The organism is Occallatibacter sp. (genome assembly GCF_035317045.1).
Taxonomy (GTDB): domain Bacteria; phylum Acidobacteriota; class Terriglobia; order Terriglobales; family Acidobacteriaceae; genus Telmatobacter.
The window spans coordinates 40,326-54,640 of sequence record NZ_DATHHT010000023.1 but is presented as its reverse complement, the minus strand read 5'-3'; the positions used below and the strand labels follow the sequence as shown (position 1 = coordinate 54,640).

Below are 14,315 nucleotides of genomic sequence, written 5' to 3'. Positions count from 1 at the left end.
AAAGTATTCTCGTTCGTCACAAATTGGCTCGATCCATTCGGCCAAGACGACTGAACATCGGTCGCTTGCTCGAGTGCGGCAATGAATGTCATCCTCAGAAGATGAGTCGTGGAATTCTGCTCGGCGCCGTTGCCAGTCTGATGCTGGTTTGCTCCCTTCCTCTTGCAGCACAGGATAAGGGTTACTGGCGCGCTGTCAGTTCCAACGCCAACGACATCACCGGCGACGTATCAATTACGAACGACAAGATCACGATCAATTTCAGTGCTTTCCCCATCGCCCAGATTCGACCTCTTAAGCCGGCAGAATTCAGCGCGGTGTTTGATGCGGACCCCGGCGCGGCCGGCGGCGGATATCTCTACCGGCTCAATGTGCCGGCGCAGAAACGATTCCTCCACCGCAACACCCTCTGTGGCTCGGATGACACGCAATGGCTCGCAACCTACGTCCAGGGTCGCGCCCTCCATGTCGCTTTCTTCTCCGGATCAGACGTGCCGGTCATGACGCCAGAAGCCCTGGGTAACTCGAGCGACGTCTGCGGCACATTTTCTTACTCGCGCTGAGCCGCAAACGTGGCCGGGAGTCTCATGAGCCGGGCGCATCGGCTTCCCGCAACGTTTATCCTTGAAACTGAAGATCACTCTTACCTCAAAGGAACACCATGGCGGAGATAGCCGTTGAGTCCACCGCAGTACCCGCGCAACTGCCCGATCTGCACGTCGCCGTTCTCGGCGCGGGCAAAATGGGTGGAATTCTGCTCCAGGCCTTTCTCAAGCAGAATCTCTTTGCTGCGGACCAGATCCACGCCACTGTCGCCCACGCTGAAAAGGCAGTCGCACGCGCGGCCCAATGGGGTGTCGATGTCGGCACGGACAACGTGGCTGCCGCGCAACAGGCTGACCTGATCCTGATTGGCGTCAAGCCGTTCCAGGTGCCTGACCTGATCGCCGAAATCAGGCCCGCGCTGACTACCGCGAAGACCATTGTCTCTTTTGCGGCATCGGTGAAGACCCGCGCCATTGAGGACGCTGCCGGCATCGAAATCCCGGTCATTCGCGCCATGCCCAATACGCCTTCTGCGCTCGGCGCCGGTATTGCCGGGCTCTGCCGCGGCCGCTTCGTCAAAGCTGCGCAAATGGACCTGGCGCAGCGCATCTTCGAAACCGTGGGCCGCTCTGTCATCGTCGACGAGAAACATATGGATGCCGTCACCGGCCTCTCTGCTTCCGGGCCGGCCTACATCTATATCGTCATCGAGGCCTTGGCCGAAGCTGGCGTCAAGGTCGGACTACCTCGCGACACGGCGACACAACTCGCGGCGCAAACGGTTTACGGCGCGGGAAAGATGGTGCTTGAAACCGGCTATCATCCGGCACTGCTCAAGGACGAAGTGACCACCCCTGCCGGCTGCACTGTTGATGGCATTCTGGAATTAGAGGAAGGCGGCCTCCGCGTTACGCTCATCAAAGCGGTGATGCGCGCCACCGAACGCGCCAAGCAATTGGCCGCCGGATAACCGCGGCAATCTGGAAATGCTGGGTGCCCCATGTCTCGTTTTGAGACATGGGAATCCACTAATCCTGAAGCGGCGAACTGTTAACCTTCAACCTTGCCCATCCTACGCCCATCCTGGCTGCCTTCCTTCATTCCCGAACTTCAGGGACTGCGCGGCATCGCCGTCCTGTCCGTCGTCCTGTATCACTGCCATCCGCGCTTCACCGGCACATGGTTATACCCCGCATCGCTCTGGGGCTGGACCGGCGTCAACCTCTTCTTCGTTCTCTCCGGCTTCCTCATCACCTCGATCCTGCTTGAGTCGCGCAACAGGCCGCACTACTTCCGCAATTTCTATGGACGCCGCGCGCTCCGCATCTGGCCCGTATACGTACTGGTCCTGGTCGTCTGCTATCTCAACGCTCCGTGGTTTATCGGTCCTACCGTCTGGGTTGCGATCAGGACAGCACCGTGGTGGGCGTACATTCTCTTTATCCAGAACCTGTTCCACCTCGCGCTGCCGCCTGCCATCGGCCCAACCTGGTCGCTGGCTATCGAAGAGCAGTATTACTTTCTGTGGGCGCCGGTGGTGCGCGTCCTGCGCGCACCGTGGCTGCTCGCCTGCACTCTCGGCAGTTTCCTCATCGCTGCGCCGCTCTTCCGGATGAGTCACTTTTCGTGGATCACGTCGACGCACACGCTCACGCATATCGACGGCATCGCCATGGGCAGCCTGCTCTCGCTGGGCCTTTACACGCTGCCGATCAGTCGGCGCGTCTGGCTCGCCATCGGCCTCATCGCCATGCCCCTTGGCTTCATCTCTGCCGGTACCATCGCCGGGGGCACAGCCTTTCTCGATACCGCGCTCACCACGCTCTTCGCAGGCGCAGTCCTGTCCTCGATTGCGTCCACCGGCGCACGCAATCCGATCAATGCAATCCTCAGCCGGGGCCCGCTCGCCTTTTACGGGCGCATCAGTTACGGCCTTTACATGACGCACATTATGGTCTTCATCTACTTCGGCTGGTTCGACGCCCGCATGGACCACTACGGTATGCCCGGCAGCATAGCCGTCGTCGTTTTTCGACTCGTCGCCACCACCCTGGTCGCCACGGCACTCTGGTACGGCTTTGAGTCCAGAATCCTTCGGCTCAAGCGGTTTTTTGAGAACAAATCCCGCCAAAACCCGTCAGGATAATTAGGTACATCCGCACATTCCCGGTCGAGGTCTCACGATGCACGTCGTCAAGTTGGCAGTCGCCCTGTTCGTCAGCGGTTTGGCAATCGCCGTCCAGGCACAATCAGCCGCTCCGACGGCAAGCTCCGGGCCGCAGTCCTCCGACAAGATCCAGCAAGAGACCATATTCAAGACCACAAGCTACTCCGTCCTGGTGGATGTGGTTGTCACCAACGAGAGCGTTGCGGTCCATGGCATTGATCCCAGGCAATTCCACATCTATGAGAACGGCCGCGAACAACCAATCAGCTTCTTTGACGAGCATAAGCCGGAGTCAGGCGCCGGGCCTACGGCGCAGAGGCATGCGCTGCCGCCGCATTACTACGACAATGTGCCGAACCACGCCCCGGGCAGTGCAGTCAACATTCTCCTGCTTGACGGCCTCAATACTCCGGTGGCCGATCAGGGGTATGTACGCAAGCAGATGATCGCGTACGTCAAAACCATCACGCCGGGAACAACACTGGCGATCTTCACGCTGGCATCGCGGCTGCGCATGGTGCAGGGATTTACCTCGAACATTGACGACCTTGTCAAAGCGCTCGACAGCACCAAGACCCAGCCTCAGAAATCGGTGGGGCTGGACACAAGCGCCGGCGACGCGTTCGACTCCGCAATTGGCAATCTCACAATGGTACGTGCGCCAGCAGACACAATCGCCTTGATCCAGGGGTTTCAATCAGATGTCGGCGCAATTCAGACGGACCGCCGCGTCCAGATCACCCTCGAGGCGATGCAGCAACTTGCGCGTTATCTCAGCGCTGTTCCTGGTCGCAAGAACCTGATCTGGTTTTCCGGTTCGTTCCCCATTGCTCTTGGCCCGGATCCTGGAAATCAATCCTTGCAGAACGTGCGGAGCTACGCAGAACAGGTCCGCGCAACCAGCGATCTGCTCTCGGCGGCGCGTGTCGCAGTCTACCCCGTCGATGCCAGGGGCATGATGACGCTGCCCGGCTTCGACAGCGCAAACAATGGCCTTAATTCTCCCAACCGCGGAGGAGGCTTCGCCAATATCAATTCCCGGGCCATGTCAGCCGATACCAACTCACACTTCAGCATGGAACAGATCGCCCGCGATACGGGCGGGAAGGCCTTCTTCAACACAAATGGCTTTCGAGCTGCGATTGCCAGTGCGATCCAAAACGGCGAGAGCTATTACACGATTGGCTATGTTCCGGAGTCGAAGAAATTCGATGGAGACTTCCGCAAAATCAAGGTGAAGCTCGACAACAGCAAGTACGATCTTGAATACCGTCCGGGATACTATGCCGATCCGCCAGACAAGCCGGGCTCGCTTTTATTCAACCAGGCAAGCCTGATGACCGCTGCCACGCTGCATGGCGGGCCGCTGTCGACGCAGGTTCTGTTCCAGACGCGCATATTGCCGGCGACTGATCCCGAGTTCAAGGAAGTCAACTTTCCAGCTGGTCCAGCCGGCGAATTGTCCGCATCGCTGAAGGGTCCCGCACATCGCTATATCGTTGACCTTGTCGTCGATCCGCACACGGTGATCTTCGACTCATCCGGGGACGGAACACGAACCGGTTCGATCGAATTTACGCTCGTCGCTTACGACCCCGACGGAAAGCGCTTGAACCTTATGGACCGCGCCACCAAGTTTTCGCTCAATTCCAGCCAGTACGCACAGCTCATGAAAACCGGAATTCCCGTTAGGATGGCTCTTGATCTTTCCGCCGAGGAGCAGTCACTTCGCATTGCCGTGCACGACATCCTTGGCGTACGCGTCGGCTCCCTGGAGATTCCGCTGACGGTCAGTGGCAACTAAACTCCGCGTCAATTCGAAGAGAACTTCCGCTCCGGGTGATTCGATAGTGCCGGGTCGCCCGGTTCTCGGGTCCCCTGAACCCCACTTCCAGGCATTCCAGCGCCGTCCCATTCTGTGATTCCGCATCTCAGCAGATTGTGACTCCAATCACCCCCGGCGTTAACACTTCGCTGCTAGGCTGAATTGGAACGGGAATCTTCCCCCAAGGTGCCCTCATGACCACCGCGACAAAAGAAATCAAACGGGCCGAGGCAAAAAGCGAAGGCCCTCTCAGTCCCGAGCAGTTGCAAAAGATGGACGCCTACTGGCGCGCCGCTAACTATCTCTCCGTCGGTCAGATCTATCTCAAAGACAATCCACTGCTTGAACGTCCCCTTACGCTCGACGACGTGAAGCCGCGTCTCCTTGGCCACTGGGGCACCACGCCCGGGCTCAACTTCCTTTACGTGCATTGGAACCGCCTGATCCGCGAACGCCACCTTGACATGATTTACGTCATCGGTCCCGGACACGGTGGACCCGGACTCGTCGCGAATACTTACCTAGAGGGCTCGTATTCCGAGATCTATCCGCACATCGAGCAGAATCGCGACGGCATCAAGCGCCTCTTCCGGCAGTTCAGCTGGCCCTATGGCATTCCAAGCCACGTTGCGCCGGAGACCCCGGGCTCCATCCACGAGGGCGGAGAACTCGGCTATTCCCTTGTGCACGCGTATGGCGCAGCCTTCGATAATCCCAACCTGATCGTTTCATGCGTGGTGGGTGACGGCGAAGCAGAAACCGGACCGCTGGCCACGAGCTGGCATTCAAACAAATTCATCAATCCGTCAACCGATGGCGCGGTACTGCCGATCCTTCACCTGAATGGCTACAAGATCGCAAATCCTACGGTCCTGGCGCGCATTCCTCATGCGGAACTTGAAGACCTGATGCGGGGCTATGGATACGAGCCATTCACCCTGGAAGGCCACGACCCTGCAACCATGCACCAGAAAGCTGCGGCGGTCTTCGACAAAATATTCGATCGCATCGCAGCTATCCAGAAAGCTGCGCGTGAAGGCGGATCGACGGATCGACCGGCATGGCCAATGCTGATCATGCGCACGCCCAAAGGCTGGACCGGCCCGAAGGAAGTCGATGGCAAGCCGGTGGAAGGCACTTGGCGCGCTCACCAGGTTCCGTTCGCTGAACTGCGCGAGAAGCCCGATCACCTGCGCCTGCTGGAAGACTGGATGCGCAGTTACAAGCCTGAAGAACTGTTCGACGAGAAAGGCGCGTTCCGGGAAGATCTGGCCGATATCGCGCCAAAGGGCCGGCTACGCATGGGCATGAATGCACATGCCAACGGCGGCCTGCTGTGGCAGCCGTTGAAAGTGCCGAGCTTCCGCAATTTTGCGGTGAAGGTCGACACGCCTGGAGCGACGACCGCAGAGTCCACCCGCGTGCTGGGCAAATTACTGCATGCGGTGATGGAAGCGAACAAGGACACGAAGAACTTCCGCGTCTTCGGGCCCGATGAAACAGCCTCAAACCGCCTGCAGGATGTAATCGTCGGAACCGGAAAAACCTGGGAGGCCGAGACGCTTCCGGTTGACGAAGACCTTTCGCGCACTGGCCGCGTCATGGAGATCCTGAGCGAACACATGTGCCAGGGTTGGCTCGAAGGCTACCTGCTCACGGGCCGTCACGGATTCTTCAACTGCTACGAAGCCTTCATCCACATCATCGATTCGATGGTGAATCAACATGCCAAGTGGCTGAAGGTGACGCGTCAGATTCCGTGGCGCAAGCCGATCGCATCGCTCAACTACCTGCTCAGTTCACTGGTGTGGCGGCAGGATCATAACGGCTTCTCGCACCAGGATCCGGGGTTCATCGATCACCTGGTGAACAAGAAGGCCGACGTGGTGCGCATCTATCTTCCACCCGATGCGAACACCCTGCTCTCCGTCGCCGACCACTGCCTGCGCAGCAAGAACTACATCAACCTGATCGTTGCCGGAAAGCAGCCTGCTCCGCAGTGGCTCACGATGGATGAAGCTGTCGCGCACTGCACCACGGGCTTGGGAATCTGGAAGTGGGCCTCGAACGACAACGGCGATCCCCATGTTGTGATCGCGAGTTGCGGCGACGTGCCGACGATGGAAGCGCTCGCCGCGGTGATGCTGCTTCGCACGCAGGCGCCCGACCTGCGCATTCGCTTTGTCAACGTAGTTGACCTGATGACGCTGCAGCCATCATCCGAGCACCCGCATGGGCTGTCGGACGAGGAATACGACCTCGTTTTCCCACCTAAGGTGCCGACGATTTTTGCTTTCCACGGATATCCATGGGGTATCCATCGGCTCACATACCGCAGGCATAATCACGACAACCTGCACGTGCGCGGCTACAAGGAAGAGGGCACAACGACCACTCCCTTTGACATGTGCGTGCTGAACAATATCGATCGATTCCAGCTCGCACTCGACGCCATTACGCGCGTTTCGCGGCTGGCAGCGCAGGTCGACGAGGCGCGTCAATGGTACTCCGAGGAGATACAGCGGCACCGGCTCTACGTTTCGGAAAATGGCGAAGATCTGCCCGAGATTCAGAACTGGAAGTGGCAGCCGGATAAAACACAATAGATCTTCATTGGAAGAAGTTCAGATTGAAAGCATGGGGTTCTTTTGAATGTCGTCTTTACCGATTTTGGTTTTGAACAGCGGTTCGTCTTCTATCAAATTTGCAATCTACGAAGCCGGCAATGGCCGGCGCACCAAACTTCATGAAGGTGCGGTCGACGGGATCGGCACCGATCTTGGCAAGTTCTGGATCAAGGATGCCGGCGGCAACAAGCTGGTGGATCAGACGCCTGCTCTACCGACCCGCGCCGTAGCCTTCAGCCTGGTCGCGGACGCGCTTCACTCAAAGGACTTCCCTGCCCCTGCAGCCATCGGTCACCGCATGGTCTGCGGTGGTCCGACGGTTCTTGAAAATCAGCTCATCACGCCGGCGCTGATCGACGAAATGGAGAAGTACACCGCGTTTGCGCCACTGCACACGCCGATCGCCGTGTACATCATGCGTGAGTCGCTGCGTCTGTTCCCCGGCGTGCCAAACTTTGTGTGCCTCGACTCTTATTTTCATCGCACAATGCCGGAAGTGGTAATGCACATGCCGATCCCGGAGGAGTACTCGGCGATGGGTGTGCGGCGTTTTGGAGCACACGGAATCTCTTACGAGTCGATTGTTTACCAGTTGCAGCCGAACGTTCCGGAGAAGCTGATTGCGGCGCACCTGGGCAACGGCGCTTCGATCTCCGCCATTCGCAATGGCGTCTGCCTGGATACCTCGATGGGCCTCACACCGACCGGCGGCATCATCAGTGGAACCCGCACCGGCGACATCGACCCCGGCGTGCTGTTGTTCATCCTCCGCAAAATTGCGGAGACTACCAGCGACGCAAGCGAGGCCGCGGACAAGCTGGAGGCCGTTGCGAGCAAGAAGGCTGGCCTGCTAGGCGTCAGCGATTTGTCCAATGACATGCGCGATCTGCGCGAGGCTATCAGCAAAGGCAACGCAAAGGCGCGACTGGCCGTGGACAAATTCGTCTGGACGATCCAGAAGTGGATTGGCGGCTATATTGCAGAGCTGGGCGGACTCGACATGCTCGTGTTTACCGGGGGCATCGGCGAAAACGACATCGCATGCCGCGCCGAAGTCTGTGCGGGGTTGGGAGCGCTGGGCATCGTAATCGATCCGGAACGGAACAACGTGCGCGGCGAAGCGGTGATTTCGGCCGACACTTCGCGCGTCCAGGTTCGCGTGATCCCGCCTGCCGAAGACCTGATGATTGTGAATCATGTCGTGCGCCTGCTGGGTGACTGACGCTTACCGCAAAAGCCGGCATCCAACCCACACGGAATGGCCGTTGTTCTAAACTGATAAATGAACGCGAACTGAGCTTTCATGCATACTGTCGCAACTCCGATTCGCCTTAAACCCCCGCCGTCGAAGGCTCTTCGCAGCTTTGCGTGGGGAGTGCTCGCCTATTTCGTCGCCGTTATCCTGTGGGGTGCGGTGGTGCGGGCCACAGGCGCGGGCGCGGGCTGCGGCAATCACTGGCCCTTGTGCAACGGAACGGTAATGCAATATTCCGCCAGCGCGAACACGATCATCGAATTCACGCACCGCATCACCAGCGGACTGTCGTTCTTCTCTGCGGTGGCCCTGCTCGTATGGACCTTTGCTGCAACCATGCGTGGGCATTTGGCCCGCAGGGCGTCGGTGGCGGCGGTCGGGTTCACGCTCATTGAGGCGATCTTGGGCGCCATGCTGGTCAAGCTAGGTCTGACTGCACAGAGCCAGTCGCCGCTGCGGCCCTGGTATCTCGCGCTCCATCTCACCAACACGCTCCTGCTGCTGGCCGCGCTCACGCTCACCGCACACCTGCTGAGCCGCAAACGCGGATACATGCGCGGCGAAATTCGCTTGGTTGCTCCATCTGGCGCAATCGCCGGGATCCTGGTTGTGCTCGGCGTGGGAGTGACAGGATCGCTAGCTGCGCTTGGGGACACGCTCTTCCCGGCAACGTCGCTTGGATCCGCGCTGGCCGCAGATTTTTCTTCAACAAGCGGTTGGCTCGTGCGCTGGAGATGGACGCACCCAACGATCGCGTTTCTGGCGAGCATTTTCCTGATCTGGATCCTAGTGCGCGCAGCCCAGCGGACTACCGAATGGGACAATCGCGGATTGTCGGCGCTGGTATTGATCCTGCTTGCCGCTCAGTACGTTCTGGGCGTACTCGATGTAGTGCTGCTGGCCCCGGTGTGGCTGCAGGTCGCGCATCTCTTAGGTGCTGATATTTTGTGGGCCGCGCTTGTCGTGCTCACCGCGCGATTAACACTGCAGCCGATAGGTACAAAAGCGGCGGAGTAACTCAGGAATCTGCTATTACTCCCTGTTCCCTAATCCCTCATCCCTGCCTTATCTCACCAGCACTCCAGCCGCTGGATAGACGATTCCGTTTACAGTCGCATTGATCACAGGCAGTTCCGGCGTCGCCGTCAGCCACTCAATCTCCTCACCGCGCAGAATGACCGTATCTTCCGCCTTCCCGCCGCGAATACTCGGATTCCATGCGAAGGCCTGGTGATTGACGACGGTCTGCTTCCCGTCGGGCGTTGCAACCCACTCGCGCTCGCCATAACCGGTAGGCCCACCCTGGTGATGAAACCGCTCTTCGCCGGGAAATCCTTCGGCAGCATACGCAGCCTGTGCCGCGCGGAACAGCTCAGCCGAAGTCGCGCCGACCCTCGTCGCATCCAACAATGCCGCATTCACCTGTGCAGACGATCTAAATCTCGCACCAAGCTCTGCCGGAAGTTCGCCGAAATGTACGAAGCGCGTAATCGAAATCGCCAGGCCCCACTTGCGCGAGCAGAGGTTGAGCATCCCGAATTTCTTTAGCCGCGCACCCCGCGCCACCGCGTGCTTGTATTTGTAGATGCGGTCGTCCGCAGCAAAGAGATAGACCGACGGCATAATGCCGCGCCGCAGAAGATTCGCCGCCGTAAGCGCTTCGAGATCGTATTCACTCAAGCCGGGTTCGACCTCTTGGAGCGACACAACGGTTGCGTCGGCCGTCTGCGCTCCCAGCCAGCGGTAGCGCGCAATTTCGCTCTCGTTCAAGGACTGGCGCAGCGGATAAAGATTAACCGGTATCAGCCCGGGACCCGCAGTGTCAGAGCCGAGATGGGCGCCGGCCAATCGCTGCGCCGTCTCAAACGTACTGTCGGCAAACCAGGGAAACACCACAGGCTCGAAGTCGAGCGCGCAAAATTCTTCGTCCTGCAGGCGGGGCGCTTCGTTCTCGGTGGTGAAGTAGTAACGCTTGCCCTCCGCCGTCACCAGCAGCGAAGCCACTCCGGTTTCGCCCGGCGTCAATACGCGAACCTCCGCCGCACCGCCCGTCAGCCAGGCAATGTTTTCGTGCCGGCGAAGAAGCACGCCTTCGAGTTCCTGCGCACGAAGCCAAGTGACAAGCTTGTCATGCTTCGCATTCAATTCCTCGTTCCACGCTGCTTCGGTTACGATTGTGGTCCCATTTACTACCAGGTCTTTATTGATCCGCTTGGTCATGCTTGCCGTATCCATAAAATCTCCTCAAACAAATTTGGACGGCGACGCAGCAGTCGACGCCCGCCTTTGCACGCAAATGAATCAGTCCTCGAGTTGCGGGTGATAGTGGCTTTCCCATCCAAGGTAGCGGGCAGCCTCGTGCACCGATTTCGACACGTCGCTGAAGTTTGCGGCAACATGGTGTTCGAATCCCTCGCGGCAAATGAACTTCAGCAGCTTCTGCAATTGCGGAATCTCCGCTACGCCGGCGCCGCCAAAGGTCTCGAGCGGATCATCTGTGAAGCGGCCTGCGCCGGTATATCCGCGCACGATGCCGCGGCGATCGTCGGTGGAGTAGCGCGCAAAGCTCATCCCGCCCGCCTTCACGCGTCCCACGCAGGTGCCAAAGGTGTTCAGTTTGCCCACCGTGCCGGCGATGATCTCCTGGTAGTCCATCTTGACCTCTTTGAAGAAGTGCTTAGGCAGGTTGGAGCAGTGGAAGCACACGCACTTGTCAGGATGGCTGCCGTAGTTGTTGTTCCAATCGAGCAACGCCGAGGGTGTCCCGGAGGCCAAGGCAAGCATGTACATGCTCAAGGTGCCGGGCACATCCGTTTCGCAAGCTGAGGGGAGGAGGTTGTCGCTCATCATGCTCATAATCGTGCAGGGCACGACGCCGAAAAACTCTTCCATCGATGTCCAACATTGCACCGCGCTGATCGTAACCGGAGCGGTCTTCATCCAGCCGTCAATCACCGCTCCGAGTTTTGCCATCTTCAGCAGCGATTCTTCAGGGATGCCCGACGTTGTTACATACTTCTTGATCGCAGCCAGCTTGCCCTGCGCCGCGTCGTCGTTGTCCTTCATGCGATTGATGCGGCCGAAGATCTCTGACAGATCAATCGTCTCAATCGTAATGCCGTTGGTTTCGAAGATGCGCTCGGAGTAGCGGACCGTGTTGAATGCCGTAGGACGCGCGCCGATAGCGCCGATCCGCAGATTCTTGAGGCCCTTTACGATACGGCAGACGGCCGAGAACCATTCGAGGTCAGCCTTGAACTCCGCCGATGTAAGCGCTTCGGTATGCAGCGTCGTCAGCGAGTAGTTGATGCCGTACTGCATCATGTTGTTGCAGGCGGACATCTTGCCGCAGAAGCTGTCGCGCCGCGTGGCAATCGTCATGGCTTCGGAGCGGTCAGGTGTGGCCTGCACCAGCACCGGAACCTTCAGCCCCGAAAGACGAATCGCATCAACAATGCCGCGCTCTTCGCCGAAATTCGGAAGCGTCAAGATAATGCCGTCGATCTCTTCGGCATGCTTCTTGAACAGCTCGGCGCAGTGTTGTGCCTCTGTGTAGGTTTCCACCGCACCGTATTTTGATTGCTCCGGGCCAAGGACAATTGCGCGCGCGCCTGCTGCCTCGAGTACTGAGATGATTTCTTCGCGCCCTGTTTTGGCAAGGTGATCAGGAAAGAATCCGCGATTGCCGACGATTACGCCGAATGTCATTTTTCGTTGTGCTTCCATTTTCTTTTACTCCTTGAAGTGACACAGTGAAACGTTACCCGTTGCGGCCCGGACGAAAGCGCAGGCTGTAAAACAGGCCGAGAATCAGCATGAGCGCGCCCCACCAGACTGAGGCGTGGTAGTTAGGGACTGCCATGGTTCCGGTACTTAGCTCGTAGAGGCCGTAACCGAGAATCAGCGCGCCGTAAACGGTGAGCAAGACGCCGATGAAGAACCAGATCGGGATGGCTGTCGAGTGCATAAGTTCTCCTTACCAGAAGTAGATGTTGAGGGCGAGGAAGATAACGATGGCGATCGCCGTCCAGAACCATTCGTTCTTGTACAAGGGAACCGGCTCCTCGATGGGCAGCGGCGTCGCGCCATAGACCACTCCGGCCAGCTCGGCAAGGGGTCGCGGCTTGCTTAACAGGCTGACAATCACGTTGACGCCGACCGCTGTGCTAACGGACCAGAGGGCGCGGTACATGTTCTCGGCCATGTTTTTCGCGTCAGGCGAAAGAGCCACATAACGAAGCGCCGGTGGGTAGAAATACACCCACGCCCAGAGCCCGATGGAGGTGAGAGTTCCCATAAGCAGGCCCCAAAATCCGCCGGCCTTAGTGGCCCGCTTCCAGAACATGCCCAGCAGCACCACGCCCAGCAGCGGCGAGATGAAGAAGCTGAAGAGCGCCTGCACGTAATCCATGATGCCGGCAGCATGCATGACGAGGTACGCTGCGCCGATGGAGATGACCACGCCGACAATGGTCACGATGCGGCCGACGAGAACATAGTGCTCGTCCCTGGCATGCTTGACGATGTGCGGCTGGTAGATGTCGTAGGTGAAGATGGCGGTGAAGGCGCTCACGTTGCCTGCCATACCGCTCATGAATCCGGCGATGAGTGCGGTGATTCCGAGCCCGAGCAAGCCTGGTCCCAGATAGCGCACCATCATCAGCGGCAGCACTTCGTTATAGCTATGCAGGCCCGCGCCAGGGTGCGCGGCGACCACGTTTTCGCCGACCAGATGCATCAGGCTTCCGTCGGCGTTCTGCAGAACCACAAGACCGAGCAGGCCAGGAAGGATGACGATGAATGGCACCGCCATCTTGAAGAACGACCCGATCACCGGAGCCAGCCGCGCGGAACGCAGGCTGTTGGCGGCGAGTACGCGCTGGACAACGAGAAAGTCGGTAGTCCAGTAGCCGAAGCTGATGGCAAATCCGAGGCCAAATAGTATGCCGGTCCAGTGGATACCCATCGGATTATCGGCAAAGTGGCCCATACTTCGCCACATGTGTGTGTAGTCGCCTGGAGCCGTTGCGCCGGTCGCGATGTTGTGCGCGAGTTTGGCCTTGAATCCGTTCCAGCCTCCGGCTTCAACCAGCCCGAGGATAGGAACCAGCATTGCGCCGCCCCAGATGAGCACGAACTGGAGGACTTCGTTGAAGATGGCCGAGCGCAGTCCGCCAAGCGCGACATACGCGGCAACCGCGAGGGAGGAAACAATGATTGAGAAGTTCAGATCCCAGCCGAGAACGATCTTCATCACTTCCGCCATGGCGAACATGTTCACGCCGCTCATGAGAACAGTCATGAATGCGAAAGAGACTGCGGCCACGGTGCTGGATCCCTGTCCGTAGCGAAGCTTCAGGTAACCGGGGACGGAGTGAGTTTTGCAGACGTAGTAGAAGGGCATCATGATCATGCCGAGAAAGAGCATGGCGGGGATGGCGCCGACCCAATACCAGTGTGCGGCCAGGATTCCGTATTGGTAGGAGGAGCCTGCCCAGCCCATCAGTTCCAGCGAGCCGAGATTGGCAGATACGAAACTCAAGCCAGCGATCCACGCCGTCATCTCGCGGCCGGCCATGAAGAATTCTTCGCTGGTGTTGGCCTGGCCTTTCAGGTAGAAGCCGATCCAGATCACCATCACGAAGTAGATCGCGATAATGGCGATATCGAGCCAACTCAAATGTGCGAGCGATGGTGCGGCAAGGGCGACAAGCGCCGCGGGAGAAGGGGGCATTCCAACGGCCGTTAAACCTGGAATTGAAGCGAGCATTGAATCACCTGCAATCGGGTGAATACATCCAGTTGCGACGCGGACGTTCGCCCATAAGTAAATGGGTTTACTCCAATAGTTGTCAAGCTCTCATACAAAACAATCGTGGCTCGTAATTCGCGGCG

Annotated in this window: 11 protein-coding genes; 7 read left to right on the top strand and 4 right to left on the bottom strand. The window is 58.7% G+C overall.

What is annotated here, in order from left to right:
* Window positions 1–101: 101 nt before the first annotated feature.
* From VK574_RS10535 to VK574_RS10505, 7 genes are all read left to right on the top strand, one after another.
* On the top strand, window positions 102–563 hold the full coding sequence (locus tag VK574_RS10535; protein ID WP_472799806.1) for a hypothetical protein: 462 nt from the start codon (window positions 102–104) through the stop codon (window positions 561–563).
* A 98-nt stretch (window positions 564–661) separates the two neighbouring features.
* On the top strand, window positions 662–1,516 hold the full coding sequence (proC, locus tag VK574_RS10530; protein ID WP_472799805.1) for a pyrroline-5-carboxylate reductase: 855 nt from the start codon (window positions 662–664) through the stop codon (window positions 1,514–1,516).
* A gap of 93 nt (window positions 1,517–1,609) precedes the next feature.
* Complete coding sequence (locus VK574_RS10525; RefSeq protein ID WP_472799804.1) at window positions 1,610–2,692, top strand: acyltransferase family protein; 1,083 nt, start codon at window positions 1,610–1,612, stop codon at window positions 2,690–2,692.
* Between the two features lie 37 nt (window positions 2,693–2,729).
* Window positions 2,730–4,517, top strand: coding sequence for a VWA domain-containing protein (locus VK574_RS10520; protein ID WP_472799803.1), 1,788 nt, complete (start codon window positions 2,730–2,732; stop codon window positions 4,515–4,517).
* A gap of 215 nt (window positions 4,518–4,732) precedes the next feature.
* A complete protein-coding gene (locus VK574_RS10515; protein ID WP_472799802.1) occupies window positions 4,733–7,144 on the top strand; it encodes a phosphoketolase family protein in 2,412 nt (803 codons plus the stop codon).
* A gap of 46 nt (window positions 7,145–7,190) precedes the next feature.
* Window positions 7,191–8,387 (top strand): acetate/propionate family kinase, encoded by a 1,197-nt coding sequence (locus VK574_RS10510; protein ID WP_472799801.1) that lies wholly within the window; start codon window positions 7,191–7,193, stop codon window positions 8,385–8,387.
* A gap of 81 nt (window positions 8,388–8,468) precedes the next feature.
* Entirely contained in the window at window positions 8,469–9,437 is a 969-nt protein-coding gene (locus VK574_RS10505) for a COX15/CtaA family protein (protein WP_472799800.1), read from the top strand.
* Window positions 9,438–9,485: 48 nt separating this feature from the next.
* Here the strand turns inward: VK574_RS10505 and VK574_RS10500 are convergent, their stop codons facing one another.
* From VK574_RS10500 to VK574_RS10485, 4 genes are all read right to left on the bottom strand, one after another.
* Window positions 9,486–10,655: a M24 family metallopeptidase gene (locus tag VK574_RS10500; RefSeq protein WP_472799799.1), complete on the bottom strand. Its 1,170-nt coding sequence runs from the start codon at window positions 10,653–10,655 to the stop codon at window positions 9,486–9,488.
* 66 nt (window positions 10,656–10,721) lie between these two features.
* The gene (locus VK574_RS10495; protein ID WP_472799798.1) at window positions 10,722–12,146 is read right to left on the bottom strand and encodes an L-fucose/L-arabinose isomerase family protein; all 1,425 of its coding nucleotides are present in this window, start codon (window positions 12,144–12,146) and stop codon (window positions 10,722–10,724) included.
* 34 nt (window positions 12,147–12,180) lie between these two features.
* The gene (locus VK574_RS10490; protein ID WP_472799797.1) at window positions 12,181–12,387 is read right to left on the bottom strand and encodes a hypothetical protein; all 207 of its coding nucleotides are present in this window, start codon (window positions 12,385–12,387) and stop codon (window positions 12,181–12,183) included.
* A 9-nt stretch (window positions 12,388–12,396) separates the two neighbouring features.
* A complete protein-coding gene (locus VK574_RS10485) occupies window positions 12,397–14,190 on the bottom strand; it encodes a sodium:solute symporter family protein (protein ID WP_472799796.1) in 1,794 nt (597 codons plus the stop codon).
* Window positions 14,191–14,315: the final 125 nt, after the last annotated feature.